This is a genomic window from Nocardioides sp. HB32 (genome assembly GCF_054058995.1).
The window spans coordinates 221104-237237 of record NZ_JBSSBS010000001.1; the positions used below are offsets into that span (position 1 = coordinate 221104).

At 72.3% G+C, this 16134-nt stretch carries 16 protein-coding genes; 6 read left to right on the forward strand and 10 right to left on the reverse strand.

The window, feature by feature from the left end; genetic code table 11:
• Positions 1–274: 274 nt before the first annotated feature.
• The 7 genes from proC to ACVW2K_RS01150 are packed head-to-tail and all read right to left on the reverse strand — an operon-like array spanning position 275 to position 5850.
• Positions 275–1078 carry a pyrroline-5-carboxylate reductase gene (proC, locus tag ACVW2K_RS01120; protein WP_028638801.1) on the reverse strand — a complete coding sequence of 268 codons (804 nt, stop codon included), beginning with the start codon at positions 1076–1078 and terminating at the stop codon, positions 275–277.
• Between the two features lie 7 nt (positions 1079–1085).
• Complete coding sequence (locus ACVW2K_RS01125; RefSeq protein WP_028638800.1) at positions 1086–2021, reverse strand: proline dehydrogenase family protein; 936 nt, start codon at positions 2019–2021, stop codon at positions 1086–1088.
• Between the two features lie 39 nt (positions 2022–2060).
• Positions 2061–2792 (reverse strand): ABC transporter permease, encoded by a 732-nt coding sequence (locus ACVW2K_RS01130; RefSeq protein WP_457201220.1) that lies wholly within the window; start codon positions 2790–2792, stop codon positions 2061–2063.
• Positions 2789–3502 (reverse strand): ABC transporter ATP-binding protein, encoded by a 714-nt coding sequence (locus tag ACVW2K_RS01135; RefSeq protein ID WP_457201221.1) that lies wholly within the window; start codon positions 3500–3502, stop codon positions 2789–2791. The genes ACVW2K_RS01130 and ACVW2K_RS01135 overlap by 4 nt, the downstream gene beginning before the upstream one ends.
• A gap of 28 nt (positions 3503–3530) precedes the next feature.
• A complete protein-coding gene (locus ACVW2K_RS01140; RefSeq protein ID WP_028638797.1) occupies positions 3531–4127 on the reverse strand; it encodes a TetR/AcrR family transcriptional regulator in 597 nt (198 codons plus the stop codon).
• Entirely contained in the window at positions 4124–4915 is a 792-nt protein-coding gene (locus ACVW2K_RS01145; protein ID WP_457201222.1) for a sugar phosphate isomerase/epimerase family protein, read from the reverse strand. Before ACVW2K_RS01145 ends, ACVW2K_RS01140 begins: the two co-directional genes overlap by 4 nt.
• Positions 4915–5850 carry a Ppx/GppA phosphatase family protein gene (locus tag ACVW2K_RS01150; protein ID WP_457201223.1) on the reverse strand — a complete coding sequence of 312 codons (936 nt, stop codon included), beginning with the start codon at positions 5848–5850 and terminating at the stop codon, positions 4915–4917. Before ACVW2K_RS01150 ends, ACVW2K_RS01145 begins: the two co-directional genes overlap by 1 nt.
• Positions 5851–5883: 33 nt before the next feature.
• Here ACVW2K_RS01150 and ACVW2K_RS01155 point away from each other — a divergent pair, with 33 nt between their 5' ends.
• From ACVW2K_RS01155 to ACVW2K_RS01165, 3 genes are all read left to right on the forward strand, one after another.
• Complete coding sequence (locus ACVW2K_RS01155) at positions 5884–6645, forward strand: hypothetical protein (protein WP_457201224.1); 762 nt, start codon at positions 5884–5886, stop codon at positions 6643–6645.
• 68 nt (positions 6646–6713) lie between these two features.
• Positions 6714–7352 carry a VOC family protein gene (locus ACVW2K_RS01160; protein WP_457201225.1) on the forward strand — a complete coding sequence of 213 codons (639 nt, stop codon included), beginning with the start codon at positions 6714–6716 and terminating at the stop codon, positions 7350–7352.
• Positions 7349–8041: a class I SAM-dependent methyltransferase gene (locus tag ACVW2K_RS01165; RefSeq protein ID WP_457201226.1), complete on the forward strand. Its 693-nt coding sequence runs from the start codon at positions 7349–7351 to the stop codon at positions 8039–8041. Before ACVW2K_RS01160 ends, ACVW2K_RS01165 begins: the two co-directional genes overlap by 4 nt.
• Here the strand turns inward: ACVW2K_RS01165 and ACVW2K_RS01170 are convergent.
• Positions 8038–9066, reverse strand: a complete 1029-nt coding sequence (locus ACVW2K_RS01170; protein WP_028638791.1) for a LacI family DNA-binding transcriptional regulator — start codon at positions 9064–9066, stop codon at positions 8038–8040. The genes ACVW2K_RS01165 and ACVW2K_RS01170 overlap by 4 nt on opposite strands.
• Positions 9067–9148: 82 nt before the next feature.
• On the opposite strand from ACVW2K_RS01170, the gene radA reads away from it, so the two are divergent.
• Positions 9149–10567 (forward strand): DNA repair protein RadA, encoded by a 1419-nt coding sequence (gene radA / locus ACVW2K_RS01175; protein ID WP_457201227.1) that lies wholly within the window; start codon positions 9149–9151, stop codon positions 10565–10567.
• A 9-nt stretch (positions 10568–10576) separates the two neighbouring features.
• Complete coding sequence (gene disA, locus ACVW2K_RS01180) at positions 10577–11659, forward strand: DNA integrity scanning diadenylate cyclase DisA (protein ID WP_028638789.1); 1083 nt, start codon at positions 10577–10579, stop codon at positions 11657–11659.
• Between the two features lie 4 nt (positions 11660–11663).
• Here the strand turns inward: disA and ACVW2K_RS01185 are convergent, their stop codons facing one another.
• Entirely contained in the window at positions 11664–12497 is an 834-nt protein-coding gene (locus ACVW2K_RS01185; protein ID WP_457201228.1) for a PT domain-containing protein, read from the reverse strand.
• Between the two features lie 63 nt (positions 12498–12560).
• Here ACVW2K_RS01185 and ACVW2K_RS01190 point away from each other — a divergent pair, with 63 nt between their 5' ends.
• Positions 12561–13436, forward strand: coding sequence for an A/G-specific adenine glycosylase (locus ACVW2K_RS01190; RefSeq protein WP_457201229.1), 876 nt, complete (start codon positions 12561–12563; stop codon positions 13434–13436).
• A 50-nt stretch (positions 13437–13486) separates the two neighbouring features.
• On the opposite strand, the gene ACVW2K_RS01195 is transcribed toward ACVW2K_RS01190, so the two are convergent.
• Positions 13487–16063 carry an ATP-dependent Clp protease ATP-binding subunit gene (locus ACVW2K_RS01195; RefSeq protein WP_028638786.1) on the reverse strand — a complete coding sequence of 859 codons (2577 nt, stop codon included), beginning with the start codon at positions 16061–16063 and terminating at the stop codon, positions 13487–13489.
• Positions 16064–16134: the final 71 nt, after the last annotated feature.

Below are 16134 nucleotides of genomic sequence, written 5' to 3' on the forward strand. Positions count from 1 at the left end.
CCTCGCGATGCCCGACAGACCACGCGCTGGTCGGACTTGTCGGGTGGAACCCGACGGACACGCCGGGGCAGCGCGGCGTGTCGGTCGGGTTTCTCCGGTCAGCCGGAGAAACCCGCCGGCGTGTCGCCGCGCTGCGGGCACGCGCCCGCGCGATGCCCGACAGACCACGCACTTGCCGACCTTGTCGGGTGGAACCCGACGGACACGCCGGGGCAGCGCGGCGTGTCGGTCGGGTTTCTCCGGTCAGCCGGAGAAACCCGCCGGCGTGTCGCCGTCAGCTGCCGTCGGCGAGCGACCGCGAGCGGTCGCGGGCGGCCTCCATGGCGGCGAGGAACGCCGCGCGGACCTTGTGCACCTCGAGCTCGCGCAGCGCGGCGGCCGTGGTCCCGCCGGGCGAGGTGACCTGCTCGCGCAGCACGACGGGGTGGGTGCCGGTCTCGCGGAGCATCTTCGCGGAGCCCACCACGGTCTGGACGACGAGCTCCGTCGCGGTCGCGCGCGGCAGGCCGAGGTGGACGCCGGCCTCGATCATCGACTCCACGACGAAGAAGATGTAGGCCGGGCCGGAGCCGGAGATCGCGGTGACCGCGTCCTGCTGGCGCTCGGGGATCCGGACGACCCGCCCGACCGAGGCCATCAGCGACTCGGCCTCGGCGAGGTGCTCCTCGGAGCAGTGCGAGCCGGGCGAGACCGCGGCCATGCCCTCGTCGACCAGGGCCGGCGTGTTCGGCATGACCCGGACGACAGCGACGCCCTCGGGCACCCGGGACTCGATGAACGCCGTCGTGATCCCGGCGGCGAGCGAGACGACGAGCTGGCCGGGGCGCAGCTCGCCGGCGATCTCGTCGAGCAGGTCCGCCATGTCCTGCGGCTTGACCACGAGCGCGAGGGTGTCCGCCTTGCGGGCCGCCTCGGCGTTGCCGACCACCGCGACGCCGTACCGCTCCTCGAGCTCGCGGGCGCGGTCGGCCCGCTTCTCGCCGACCAGGAGGTGGTCGACGCGGCGGCCGGCGCGGACCAGCCCGGACAGCAGGGTCTCCCCCATCACGCCGGCTCCGAGGATCGCGGTCTGCGCCATGTCGTACCTACTTCTTGGAGATCAGGGACCTCAGGAAGAATGTCAGGTTCTGCGGGCGCTCGGCGAGCCTTCTCATCAGGTAGCCGTACCACTCGAGGCCGTAGGGGACGTAGACCCGGACGGTCTCGCCGTCCTTCGCCAGGCGCCGCTGCTCCTCGGGGCGGATGCCGTAGAGCATCTGGAACTCGTAGGTCCCCGGGGTGCGGCCGTAGCGGCTGGCCAGCGACGAGGCGATCCGGACCATCCGCGGGTCGTGGGTGGCGATCATCGGGTAGCCCTCGCCGGCGAGCAGCACCTTGAGGCAGCGCACGTAGGACCGGTCGATCTCGAGCTTGTCGACGAACGCGGCGTGCTCGGGCTCGAGGTACGCACCCTTGCACAGCCGGACCCGTGAGCCCTCGTGGGCCAGCGCGCGGCAGTCGGCCTCGGTCCTCCGCAGCGCCGCCTGCAGCACCGCGCCGGTCTCGGGGAAGTCCTTGCGCAGCTCGTGCAGGATCGCCAGCGTCGAGTCGGTGGTGGTGTGGTCCTCCATGTCCAGCGTCACCGTCGTGCCGGCGTTGCGGGCTGCGCGACAGATGGTGCGGGCGTTCTCGAGCGCGATCTTGTGACCGTTGTCGGGAAGGGCCTGCCCGACGGCGCTGAGCTTGACCGACACCTCGGCGCTCCGGGTCAGCCCGCGGACGGCGAGCTGCTCGAGGAGGTCGACGTACGCCGCCACCGTGGCCTCCGCCTGCTCGGCGTCCAGGGTGTCCTCACCGAGGAAGTCCAGGGTGACCCGGAGCCCGTCGTCGACCAGGTCGGCGGTGGCGTCGACGGCGGTGGCGGTGGTCTCGCCGGGGACGTAGCTGCGGACGATCCCGGCCGAGACCGGCATGGTGCTGACCGCCTTCTTGACCGCGGCGCTGCGGGCCAGGAGGAGGAGCGGCTGACGGAGGAGCGACATGTCCCTCAGGCTACGACGGGAGGGTCCGAACCTCCGATTTCAGGGGGTACGCCGGCGCAGCGTGGCCGCCCCCAGCGCGAGGCCGGCCAGGGCGAACCCCGCCACCACCGCGAGGTCCTGCCAGACGTCCGCGGTGGCGGTGGTGCTGGTGAGGGTCTGCATCGCGTCGACCGCGTAGCTGAGCGGCAGCACGTTGCTGACCGCCTCCAGGGTGGCGGGCAGCTGGTCGCGGGGGATGAACAGCCCGCAGAGCAGGATCTGCGGGATCACCAGCGCCGGCATGAACTGGACCGCCTGGAACTCGGTCTGGGCGAACGCACTCACGAACAGCCCGAGCGCGGAGCCGAGCACCGCGTCGACGACGGCGACGACGGTGAGCAGCCAGACCGGGCCCTGCACGTCGAGGCCCAGGAAGCCGACGCTGAGCGCGACTGCGAGCGCGGACTGCACGGCCGCGACCACCCCGAACGCGACGCCGTACCCGAGCAGGAAGTCCAGCTTCCCCATCGGCATCGCGAGCAGCCGCTCGAGGGTGCCGCCGCTGCGCTCGCGCAGCGTGGTCACGCTGGTCACGAGGAACATCACGATGAACGGGAACATCGCCAGCAGCGCGGGACCGACCGCGTCGAAGACCGGCGTGTCCTTGAACATCCACCACAGCAAGGTGATCAGGACGCAGGGCAGCACCAGCAGGAGCGCGAGGGTGCGCCGGTCGCGGCGCAGCTGGACCAGCACCCGGCCGGCGATGGCGAACAGGATGCGTGGGTTCACGCGGCCGCCCCCCTGACGATCGCGAGGAACGCGTCCTCGATGTTGTCGGCGCCGGCCTTCTCCTTGATCTCCGTCGGCGTGCCGTCGGCGATGATCCGGCCCTCGCGCATCAGCAGCAGCCGGTCGCAGCGCTCGGCCTCGTCCATCACGTGGCTGGAGACGAACACGGCGGTGCCCCGGTCGGCGAGGTCGTGGAAGAGCCGCCAGAGGTCCGCGCGGAGCACAGGGTCGAGCCCGACGGTCGGCTCGTCGAGGACGAGCAGGTCGGGCTCGCCCAGGAGCGCGACGGCGAGGCTCGCCCGGCTGCGCTGCCCGCCGCTGAGCCGCCCGACGACCTGGTCACGGTGGTCGTCGAGGTCGACGGCGTCGACCGCGCGGTCCACGTGGGCCGGGTCGACGCCGAGCACGCGGGCGAAGAAGCGGAGGTTCTCGTCGACGGTGAGGTCGTCGTACACGCTCGAGGCCTGGGTGACGTAGCCGACCCGGTCCCGCAGCCGGCTGCTGCCTGCGGGGTCGCCGAAGACGGAGACGGTGCCTCCCGCGACCTGCTGGACCCCGACCAGGCAGCGCATCAGCGTGGACTTGCCGCAGCCGGACGGTCCGAGGAGCCCGGTGACACCAGCCCCGACGGCGATGTCGAGGTGCTCGAGCACGGTGCGCCTCCCGCGCACGACGTGCAGGTCGTGGATCTCCACCGCGTTTTTCACCATGCGATGAATTGTGCTCCGGCGCGGACCCCTAGGGCAAGGGCCCGGTGAGGTAGCGCTGGAGGGTGGGGGCGTAGATCGCGACGACGTCCTCCGGGGGCATCGACGCGACCGGCTCCACCTCGAGCAGGTAGCGCACCAGGATCAGCCCGATGACCTGGCTGGCGACCAGGGGCATCCGGACGTCGGGGCGCTCGATGCCCAGCGCGACGCCGACCGGCTGGAGCACGGCCGGGAGGAAGCCGTCGGTCAGCAGCCGGTGGCCCGAGGGCTCGAGCATCCCCCGGGCCAGTCCCAGCAGTGGCAGCCGGAGCTCCGGGTCGTCCCAGACCGAGAGGAAGACCCGCAGCATCCGCTCCCCGGCACCGTCCGGGCCCTCGGCGGCCGCCCCCGCCAGCGCGGCGCGCGGGTCGACCGGCAGCTCGAGCGCCGCGACGAACAGGTCGTCCTTGGTGCCGAAGTAGTGGTGCACGAGCGCCGCGTCGACACCGGCGGCGGCGGCGACGGACCGGACGGTCGTCGCGGCATACCCATGGGCGGCGAACGACGAGCGGGCGGCGGCCAGGATCGCGGCGCGCGTGTCGGGCGCCCCGGGGCGGCGGCCGCGACGCGGCGCCGCGGACGTCACGGGGTCGCCACCGTGAGGTGCTCGCGCGCGAACTCGAGCGACTCCCGCAGGTCCGCCTCGCGCTCGACCACGTCACGGCACTTGCGGGTGTTGATCTCGACGACGATCTCGCCGGCGAACCCCACCTTGGCCAGGTGCCGCAGGAACGGCGCGGCGCCCATCGAGCCGCGCCCGGGCACGAGGTGCTCGTCCTTGGCCGAGCCGGTGCCGTCGGTCAGGTGGATGTGCCGCAGCCGCTCGCCGAGCCGCCTGGCCATCAGGATCGGGTCGGACTGCGCGATCGCGGCGTGCGACAGGTCGATGGTGGTGTTGGCGTAGGGCTCCTCGGAGGGGTCCCAGCCGGGCAGGTACATCTCCATGCCGCGCCTGGTCGAGGCCCGCCACGGATACATGTTCTCGACGGCGAACGCGATGCCGGTCGACGTCTCCAGGGCTGCGATGCCCTCGACGAACCCGGCGGCGTACGTCTTCTGCCAGCGGAACGGCGGGTGGACGACGACGACCTCCGCCCCGACGGCCTGCGCCATCTCGGCGGAGCGCTCCAGCTTGCCCCACGGCTCGGTGCCCCAGACCCGCTGCGTGAACAGCAGGCACGGCGCGTGCACGGCGCTGATCGGGACGCCGTGGTGCTCGGCGAGCTGCTTCACCGCGGAGGTCTGCTGGCTGAGCGCGTCGATGCCGACCATCACCTCGACGGCGTCGTACCCGAGCGAGGCGGCGTACCCGAACGCGTGCGCCGAGGACTCCGGGTAGACCGAGACCGTCGACAGGCCGATGCGCGGCGCCATCAGAGTCCGGCCGTGATCTGGTCGAGCCGCTCGAGGATCACACCCTCGCGCAGCGCCCACGGGCAGATCTCCAGCTCGGGCAGCTCGAAGATGTCCATGACCGCCTCCGCGACCAGCGCCCCGGGCACCACCTGGTGGCAGCGGCTCGGCGAGACACCCGGCAACCCGGCGAGCTCGTCGGGCGTCATCGCGACCAGCTTGGGGATCCACTCGGTGAGGGTCGCGAGCTGCAGCCAGCGCGCCACGAGCGGCCCGTCCGCCGACGGCGCCGCGCCGCAGATCCGGGCCAGCGAGCGGAACGTCTTCGACGTCGCGGCGGCACGGTCGGGGGTCCCGGCGCGCAGCAGCCGGCCCGCGTCGCGGGCGATCTCGGCGCGGATCTCCTTGCGGAGCTGCCGGACGTCGTCCTCACCCGGGACGCCGCCGGCGAAGTGCTGCCGGGCCAGTCGCGCCGCACCCAGGGGCAGCGACCAGGCGACGTCCGGCTCCTCGTCCGCGCCCCCCGCGATCTCCAGGGAGCCGCCGCCGATGTCGAACACCGACAGCCGGCCCGCGGACCAGCCGCACCACCGGCGTACGGCGAGGAACGTCAGCCGCGCCTCGTCCTCGCCCGACAGCACGGCGATCTCCTGCCCGGTGCGCTCGCGGACCTCGGCCAGCACGGTCTCGCTGTTGACGGCGTCCCGCACCGCCGAGGTCGCGAACGCCAGCATGTCCTCGCTGCCCTTGTCCTCCGCGACGCGGAGTGCCTGGGCGGTGAACTCCGCCAGCGCGCCGATGCCGGCAGCGGTCACGGCGCCGGTCCCGTCGAGGTGCTCGGCGAGGCGCAGCGGCTGCTTGTAGGAGTAGGCCGGGAGCGGCGCCGCGCCGCGGTGGGCGTCCACCACGAGCAGGTGTCCGGTGTTGGACCCGATGTCGAGCACGCCCAGACGCATGCCTCCACGCTACTAGGCACGTAGGGTTTCCCCGTGCCCGAAGTCGACCTGGTGTTCCCCCGTGCGTTCGTCGAGTTCGTCAACCCCGCCGACGAGACCGAGGTATTCAAGTGCGACCTGACCTGGCTGACGTCGGCCTACATGTGCATCTTCGGGCAGGGGTGCCCGGGCATCTACGCGGACGCCCCTGACGTCGGCTGCTGCACGCTCGGCGCCCACTTCGCCGACAAGGACGACGAGAAGCGGGTCGCGGCGTACGTCGGGATGCTCGACGAGGAGCTCTGGCAGCACAAGCCGGCCGACAAGGTGCGCAAGCAGGACTGGATCGAGGTCGACGACGAGGGCGAGCGGAAGACGCTCACCATCACGGTCGACGGGCAGCAGGCGTGCGTGTTCCACAACCGTCCGGACTTCAAGAACGGCGCGGGCTGCGCCCTCCACGCGCTGGCGTTCGTGCTCGGCAAGAACCCCCTCGAGACAAAGCCGGACGTCTGCTGGCAGCTGCCGATCCGGCGTACCTTCCGCGACGTCAGCCGGCAGGACGGCACGACGTACACCGAGGTGACGATCGGCGAGTACGACCGGCGCGGGTGGGGACCCGGCGGTCACGACCTCGACTGGTACTGCTCCGGCAACACCGAGGCGCACGTCAACGTCGAGCCGCTCTACGTCACCAACGCGCCCGAGCTGACCGAGCTGATGGGCGCGGCGGCGTACGCCGAGCTGGTGCGGCACTGCGAGGCGCACCTGCGGTCGCGGTCGGCGCTCGCCCTGCATCCGGCCGATCCGGCCTAGACCTCTCGACGTCAAGAGACCGGGACCCCGGTGTCCGGCGTTCCTGAGAGAACGCCGAGAATCGTCGCATGCGCCTGGACCATCTCTCTTTCGCAGCAGGACCGGATGGCCTCGCCAGCACTGCCCAGCGCATCGGGGGTCTGCTCGGCAAGGACTTCGTCGACGGTGGTGTCCACCCTCGTTTCGGCACCCGCAACATGATCCTGCCGCTCGCCGGCAACACCTACCTCGAGATCGTCGAGGTGCTGGACCACCCCGCGTCGGACAAGGCCCCGTTCGGCCAGGCCGTGCGCGCCCGGTCCCTCCTCGGCGGCGGCTGGCTGGGCTGGGTCGTCGCGGTCGATGACATCTCTACCGTCGAGCAGCGGCTCGGCCGTGAGGCGGCGAAGGGCAACCGGCACCGCCCCGACGGCAGCGAGCTGGTGTGGAAGCAGATCGGCGTCAACGGCCTGATCGCGGACCCGCAGCTGCCGTTCTTCATCCAGTGGCAGAGCCCCGCGGAGATGCACCCGAGCGCGGGCGCGGACCCGGCGTACTCCCTGGCCTGCCTGGAGATCGCCGGCGACCCGCAGCGGGTCAGCGAGTGGCTCGGCGAGACCGTCGAGGCGCCGCTGGAGGACGTGAAGGTGGAGTGGGTCGCCCCGAACGGCACCCCGGGCATCCTCGCCGCGCAGTTCCAGACGCCCAGCGGCCTCGTGCGTCTTTGATCGACCCCGGGGCTCGGCCGAGCCCCAACATCTGGCACCACACGTCGACCTACGAGCTCGAGAACCGCGCGGTCGACCCGGATCGGGCCATCGAGGCGGCGATGCGGGCGGTCTCCCCGTGGGACCGGCGCACGGTGCTCGACGTCGGCTGCGGCACCGGCTTCCACCTGCCCCGGTTCGCCTCCACCGCCTCGTCGGTGGTCGGCGTCGAGCCGCACGGCGACCTGGTCGCGCTGGCCCGCCGGCGTACCCGGAGGCTGCCGAACGTGTCCGTCGTGCAGGGCACGGCCCAGTCACTGCCGGTCCCGGACGCGTCGGTCGACGTAGCGCACGCCCGGTGGGCGTACTTCTTCGGCCCCGGCTGCGAGCCCGGCCTGGCCGAGCTCGACCGGGTCGTACGCCGGGGCGGCACGGCGTTCGTGATCGACAACGACCCGACCCGCTCGACGTTCGGGGCGTGGTTCCGCCGGGGGTACCCCGAGGTCGACCCCGGTGCTGTCGAGCGGTTCTGGTCGACGCGCGGCTGGACGCGCACGCCCGTCGACATGCGGTGGGCCTTCTCGTCGCGGGCCGACCTCGAGAGCGTCGTCCGCATCGAGTTCAGCCGCGAGGTGGCCGACGAGGTGCTCGCGTCCCACGAGGGCACCGAGGTCGACTACGCGGTCAACCTCTGGTGGCGGCGCTACTAGCTGCTGCCACGCACGGCCAGCGTCGGCGTCAGCATCACGCCGGGGCCGACGACGGGCGGGTGCGCGAGCATCCCCTCCAGCGCCTTCACGATCTCGATCGCGACCTGCTCCAGGGGCTGGCGGACGGAGGTGAGCCCGGGCGGCACGACCTGGGAGACCTGGGAGTCGTCGAAGCCGATGACGCAGATCTCGCGGCCGGCCTCCATGTCCCGGTCACGCAGGGTGTGCAGCACCCCCATCGCCAGCGTGTCCGAGGCGCACACGAACGCCGAGGGCTGAGCCTCGTCGAGCAGCACGGCACTGGCCTCCCGGCCGCTGGCGATCGTGTCCTCGACACGGGAGGCGAGCCCGGTGGTCGACAGGCCGCGCGCGTGCATGGCGCGGCTCCAGCCGGAGCGGCGATCCTCGCCGATGAAGGAGTCCTTGCGCCAGCCGATCCAGGCGATCCGGTGGTGGCCGCGCTCGATCAGGTGGCTGGTCGCGAGGTCGGTGCCGGCCGCACCGTCGACATCGACCCAGGCGTGCTCGGCCGTGGGGTTGTCCCACGGCCGGCCGAACGCCACGAACGGCGCCCGCTGCTGCTGGAGCCAGGTCGCCTGCGGGTTGCCGAGGTAGGTGTCGGTGACGACGAAGGCGTCGACCGCGGTCGAGCGGAGCAGGTCGTCGTACCCGGTGAGGGGGTCCTCGTGGGCGCCCGCGAACAGCAGCACGTGGTAGCCCGCCTCCCGAGAGGTCTCCACCAGCGAGTGCACGAACCGGTCCATGGTGGCGTTGGCGGTGCCCTCCTGGGCCGCGCTGATCCGCATCCCGATCAGGTGCGACGCGCGGGTGCGCAGGTTGCGGGCGGCGCGGTTCGGCGAGTAGCCCAGCTCGTCGATCGCCTCGAGGACCCGGGCCAGGGTGTCGGCGCGCAGCAGGTCCGGGTTGTTGACGGCGTTCGACACCGTCTGGCGGGAGACGCCGGCGAGCTCGGCGACGTCGGCGAGCGTCGGGGGCGTGGCGAGCCGACCGGTGCTCCTGGACAACCGCCCTCCTCTCCACGCGACCTTGATCGATCCAATGACACCACAGAACCCGCTGTCGGCGCGGCCGCCTAGCGTGTCCGCCATGCCGAAGACCGCCCGTCCCGCCTTCCGATGCTCCGAGTGCGGCTGGGAGACCTCGAAGTGGGTCGGCCGCTGCAGCGAGTGCCAGGCGTGGGGCTCGGTGGCCGAGGCCGCCGCCGCGCCGGCGGGACGCACGGCCGCCACGCCGGTCACCCGCCCTGCGGTCCCGATCGGCCAGGTGTCGGTGGAGGATTCGACCTTCCGGACCAGCGGCGTGCCCGAGCTCGATCGGGTCCTCGGCGGCGGCCTGGTGCCGGGTGCGGTGACCCTGCTCGCCGGCGAGCCCGGCGTCGGCAAGAGCACGCTGCTGCTGGAGGTCGCGGCCCAGACCGCGCGCTACCAGCGCCGCACGCTCTACGTCACCGGCGAGGAGTCGGCGTCGCAGGTGCGGCTCCGGGCGGACCGCACCGGCGGGGTGCACGACGAGCTCTACCTCGCCGCCGAGACCGACCTCGGCGCGGTCCTCACCCACATCGAGGAGGTGCGGCCGACGCTGATCGTCGTGGACTCGGTGCAGACGATCGGCGCCCCCGGCGTGGACGGCGTCCCCGGCGGCGTGAGCCAGGTCAAGGAGGTCGCGGCCGCGCTAGTGCGGGTGGCCAAGACCCGCAACATCACCACCGTGCTGGTCGGCCACGTCACCAAGGACGGCTCGATCGCCGGCCCGCGGGTGCTCGAGCACGTCGTCGACGTGGTGCTGCACTTCGAGGGCCACCGGGACTCGAGGTTCCGGATGGTGCGCGCGATGAAGAACCGGTTCGGCCCCGTCGACGAGGTCGGCTGCTTCGACCTCGGCACCGAGGGCATCAACGCGGTCACCGACCCGACCGGGCTGTTCGTGGAGAACCACCACGCCCAGGTGCCCGGCACCTGCGTCGCGGTGACGATGGAGGGCCGGCGGCCGCTGCTCGCCGAGGTGCAGGCCCTGGTGACGCACAGCGCCGCGGAGCGACCGCGCCGTACGACCTCCGGGCTCGACTCCTCCCGGGTCGCGATGGTGATGGCGGTGCTCCAGCAGCACTGCGGCGTCCGGCTGCACACGCTCGACGTGTTCGCCTCGACGGTCGGCGGCGCCCGGGTGGTCGAGCCGGCGAGCGACCTCGCGGTCGCGGTCGCGCTGACGTCGGCGAGCCGCGGGGTCCCCCCGCCGCGCGGCGTGGTGGCGATGGGCGAGATCGGGCTGTCCGGCGAGCTGCGCCGGGTCCGGGACCTGCCGCAGCGACTCGCCGAGGCGGCCCGGCTGGGGTTCCAGCTCGCGGTGGTGCCGACCGAGCCCGGGCGTCCCGCGGCCCGGTCGCCGGAGTCGTGGATGGTCGACGGCATGCGGGTGCTCGACGTTCCCGACGTCGGCTCGGCGCTGCGGCTGCTGCAGCTGCTCACCACGGACGTCCAGCGTCCGCGACCCGTCGAAGACCTCTAGACTCCTCGCGTGCCCACCGACCGCTCGGACGAGCAGCTGCGCCTGCGCGCCACGCTCGCCACCATCGCGCCCGGCACTCCCCTGCGCGACGGGCTCGAGCGGATCCTCCGCGGCCGCACCGGTGCGCTGATCGTCCTCGGCCACGACAAGCTCGTCGAGTCGATCTCCACCGGCGGCTTCACGCTCGACGTGCCGTTCACCGCCACCGGCCTGCGCGAGCTGGCCAAGATGGACGGCGCGATCATCCTCGACAAGGACGTCACCCGGATCAGCCGGGCGGCCGTGCACCTGATGCCCGACCACACGATCCCCTCCGAGGAGACCGGCACCCGGCACCGCACCGCCGACCGGGTGGCACGGCAGACCGGCTACCCGGTCATCTCGGTGTCGCAGTCGATGCAGATCATCGCGGCGTACGTCGGCGAGACCCGCCACGTGCTCGAGGACTCCGGCCAGATCCTCTCGCGCGCGAACCAGGCGCTGGCGACCCTGGAGCGGTACAAGCTGCGCCTCGACGAGGTGTCCAGCACCCTGTCCGCGCTCGAGATCGAGGACCTCGTCACGGTCCGCGACGTCGCGGTCGTCGCCCAGCGGCTCGAGATGGTCACCCGGATCGCCGTCGAGATCGAGGACTACGTGCTCGAGCTCGGCACCGACGGGCGGCTGCTCTCGCTCCAGCTCGAGGAGCTGGTGACCGGGGTCGACACCGAGCGCGAGCTGGTGATCCGCGACTACCTGCCGGCCGGCCGTCGGACCAAGAGCCCCGAGGCGCTGCTCAACCGGCTCGAGTCGCTGTCGTCGACCGAGCTCGTCGACCCGGCCGCCGCGGCGCGGGCACTCGGCCTCGGCACCGGCGAGCACCTCGACGGTGCGGTCGCCCCGCGCGGCTACCGGCTGCTGGCCAAGGTGCCGCGGCTGCCCAGCACCGTCGTCGACCGGCTGGTCGACCACTTCGGCACGCTCCAGAAGCTGCTGTCCGCCGGCGTCGACGACCTCCAGGCGGTCGAGGGCGTCGGCGAGCTGCGCGCCCGCAGCGTGCGCGAGGGCCTGTCCCGCCTCGCGGAGTCCACGATCCTCGAGCGGTACGTCTAACCGATCAGTCCGGGTGGCCCGACGGGCTGGTGAGAGGCCGGCCGCTCGCCGTGTTGCTCGGCCGGCTGCTGGGCTGGTTGCTGGGCCGGTTGCTGGGCCCGTTGCTGGGCCCGTTGCTGGGCCCGTTGCTGGGGCTCTGCGTCGGCTGGGCGGTCCTGGTGATGGTGGTCGCCGTGGGCGCCTTCAGCTCGAACTGCACGTCGGACGGCTCGCCGCCGAGCGCGGCCGCGGTGACGTGGTACCAGCCCAGGCCGGCCCAGTCGGTGAACTTCGAGCACGCGTCGTCGGAGCGCCGGGCGCTCCAGGTGAGTGCGACGTTCGTCGTGACCGCCTGGCGCACGACGACGTCGCTCACCGGGATCGCGCGCGGGCACTGGCGGCTGGACCAGATCTGGTCCTTGCCGGAGGTGATGTTGACGGTGAACGCGTCGCGGTCGATCCGCCAGGTGCAGGCCGGTGTCTCGAGGGTGCGCAGCTGCAGCACGATCCGCACCGGACGGCCACCGACCGCGTTGGTGACCTTCGGCGTGACGGCGATGTCGGTCCCGGCGCACTCCCCCTCCGGCACGGCCAGCGTGGGCGTCGGGTCCGGTGTGCTCGTCCGGTGGTTCGTGCCGGACGGTGTGACGGCGGTCGTGAGGGTGGTGTCGGACGGGGTCGTCGTGGGCGTCGTGTCGGCGGCGACCTGAGCTGCGGCGTCCTCGCCGGACGCTCCGTCGCTGCCGCCGACGAGCAGCCGGCCGATGCCGAAGACCAGCGCGAGCGCCGTACCGAGGACGAGCAGCCGGCGCGTCCAGTAGACCCTCGCGGGGAGCGGTCCTCGGGTCAGCGGCGGCATGGTCGAACGCTAGTCAGCGCCCGGCCCCGGATGGTGGTGCCACACCGGGCAGGATGGGCGCCGATGAACCCCTCACCGAGCAGCCGGCTCCACGGTCCGGTGCTGCGCTGGTACGGCGAGCACGCGCGCGACCTGCCGTGGCGCGGCCCCCGGGCGTCGCCGTGGTCGGTGATGGTCTCCGAGTTCATGCTCCAGCAGACCCCGGTCGCCCGGGTGCTGCCCGTGCACGAGCAGTGGCTGGCGCGCTGGCCGACGCCGGCCGCGCTGGCGGCCGAGCCGAGCGGTGAGGCCGTGCGCGCGTGGGGCCGGCTGGGCTACCCGCGCCGGGCGCTGCGGCTGCACGCCGCGGCCGTCGCGATCGTCGAGCGGCACGGCGGCGAGGTGCCCGCGGCGTACGACGACCTGCGGGCGCTGCCCGGCATCGGCGACTACACCGCGGCCGCGATCGCGTCGTTCGCGCACGGCCGGCGCCACGTCGTGCTGGACACCAACGTGCGGCGGGTGCTGGCCCGCACGGTGCAGGGCGTCGAGCTCCCGTCAGTGGCGGTCACGAAGGCCGAGCGCGAGGTCGCGCTGGAGCTGCTGCCCGAGGAGGACGCACCGACCTGGTCGGTGGCGCTGATGGAGCTGGGCGCGCTCGTCTGCACCGCGGGCAACCCGCGCTGCGACGCCTGCCCGGTGCGCGACCTGTGTGCCTGGCGGGCGGCCGGCTACCCGGCGTACGACGGGCCGCCGCGCAAGGTGCAGACGTGGGCCGGCACCGACCGCCAGTGCCGGGGCCGGCTGCTCGCCGTGCTGCGCGACAGCGCCGGGCCGGTGCACCGGTCGCGGCTGGATGCCGCGTGGACCGAGGAGGCGCAGCGGGTGCGCTGCCTGGCCTCACTCGTCGAGGACGGCCTGGTCGTGCACGTCGGTCCGGACACCTACGCGCTCCCCTGAAATGCCGAGTCGGCGCAGTCTCAGCTGAGACTGCGCCGACTCGGCGTGGATCACTCGGCGCGGGGGACGTCCGACCCGCTGTCGGAGTCGTCCGGTCCCTCGGCCACCACGTCACCGCTGGTGACCTCGGCGGTCTCGAACGGCGGCAGATCCGGCAGCTCGCCGACCTTCTGGCCGTGGAACGAGAACGACGCGGTCGGGCCCTCGCCCTCGACGTCGACCAGCACGATCTGGCCGGGGCCGACCTCGCCGTACAGCATCTTCTCGGCGAGCACGTCCTCGATCTCGCGCTGGATCGTCCGGCGCAACGGCCGGGCGCCCAGGACCGGGTCGAAGCCCCGCTCGGCGAGCAGGTTCTTCGCCGCCTGCGTCAGCTCGATCCGCATGTCGCGGTCGCGCATCCGCAGCTCGACCGAGGCGATCATGTTGTCCACCATCGCGACGATCTGCTGCTGCGACAGCGGCGGGAACACGATGATCTCGTCGACGCGGTTGAGGAACTCGGGGCGGAAGTGCTGCTTGAGCTCCTCCGACACCTTGGCCTTCATCCGGTCGTAGGAGCCGGCCGCGTCACCGGACTGCTGGAAGCCGAGGTTGATGCCCTTGGCGATGTCGCGGGTGCCGAGGTTGGTGGTCATGATGATGACGGTGTTCTTGAAGTCGACCACCCGGCCCTGCGAGTCGGTCAGGCGACCCTCCTCCAGGATCTGCAGCAGGCTGTTGAAGATGTCCGGGTGGGCCTTCTCCACCTCGTCGAACAGCACAACCGAGAACGGCTTGCGGCGCACCTTCTCGGTGAGCTGGCCGCCCTCCTCGTAGCCCACGTAGCCCGGAGGCGAGCCGAAGAGCCGCGAGACGGTGTGCTTCTCGCCGAACTCCGACATGTCGAGCTGGATCAGGGAGTCCTCGTCGCCGAAGAGGAACTCGGCGAGCGTCTTGGACAGCCACGTCTTCCCGACGCCGGAGGGGCCGGCGAAGATGAACGAGCCGCCGGGACGCTTCGGGTCCTTCAGGCCGGCACGGGTACGCCGGATCGCCCGCGACAGGGCCTTGACGGCCTCGTCCTGGCCGATGACGCGCTTGTGGAGCTCGTCCTCCATCTTGAGCAGCCGGGTCGACTCCTCCTCGGAGAGCTTCACGATCGGGATGCCGGTCGCCACGGCGAGCACCTCGGCGATCAGCTCCTCGTCGACCTCCGCGACCTCGTCCATGTCGCCCGCGCGCCACTGGCGCTCGCGCTCGGACTTCTTGAGGATCAGCTGCTTCTCCTCGTCGCGCAGCCGGGCGGCCGCCTCGAAGTCCTGGCCGTCGATGGCGGCCTCCTTGCGCTGGCGCACCTCGCTGATCTTGTCGTCGTACTCGCGCAGGTCCGCGGGCGCCGTCATCCGGCGGATCCGCAGCCGCGAGCCGGCCTCGTCGATCAGGTCGATGGCCTTGTCCGGCAGGAACCGGTCGGAGATGTAGCGGTCGGCGAGGGTCGCCGCCGAGACGAGAGCCTCGTCGGTGATCGTCACGCGGTGGTGCGCCTCGTAGCGGTCGCGCAGGCCCTTGAGCATCTCGATGGTGTGCGCGATCGAGGGCTCGGCGACCTGGATCGGCTGGAACCGGCGCTCGAGCGCGGCGTCCTTCTCGAGGTACTTGCGGTACTCGTCCAGCGTGGTCGCACCGATCGTCTGGAGCTCGCCACGAGCCAGCATCGGCTTGAGGATGCTGGCCGCGTCGATCGCGCCCTCGGCCGCGCCCGCGCCGACGAGCGTGTGGATCTCGTCGATGAAGAGCACGATGTCGCCGCGGGTGCGGATCTCCTTCAGCACCTTCTTCAGGCGCTCCTCGAAGTCACCGCGGTAGCGCGAGCCCGCGACCAGCGCACCGAGGTCGAGGGTGTAGATCTGCTTGTCCTTGAGCGTCTCGGGCACGTTGCCCTTGACGATGTCCTGGGCCAGGCCCTCGACGATCGTCGTCTTGCCGACGCCGGGCTCGCCGATCAGCACCGGGTTGTTCTTCGTACGGCGGGACAGGATCTGCATGACCCGCTCGATCTCCTGCTCCCGGCCGATGACCGGGTCCAGCTTGCCCTCGCGGGCGTCCTGGGTGAGGTTGCGACCGAACTGGTCGAGCACCAGCGAGGACGACGGCGCGTCGCTGGACGACGAGCCCGTGGTCGCGCCGGGACCCGAGGACTCCTTGCCCTGGAAGCCGGAGAGCAGCTGGATGACCTGCTGCCGGACGCGGTTCAGGTCCGCGCCGAGCTTCTGCAGCACTTGGGCGGCGACGCCCTCGCCCTCGCGGATCAGTCCCAGCAGGATGTGCTCGGTGCCGATGTAGGAGTGGCCGAGCTGCAGCGCCTCGCGCAGGGACAGCTCGAGCACCTTCTTGGCGCGCGGCGTGAAGGGGATGTGGCCGCTGGGCGCCTGCTGGCCCTGGCCGATGATCTCCTCGACCTGCGCGCGCACCGCCTCGAGCGAGATGTCGAGGCTCTCCAGCGCCTTCGCGGCGACGCCCTCGCCCTCGTGGATGAGGCCGAGCAGGATGTGCTCGGTCCCGATGTAGTTGTGGGAGAGCATGCGGGCCTCTTCCTGGGCCAGCACGACCACCCGGCGGGCTCGGTCAGTGAACCGCTCGAACATGCGCATCGCTCCTGAAGCTTCGGTGGGGCTACGTGGACTCCAACCCCACGGACAGCCTACGCGTTCCCCGA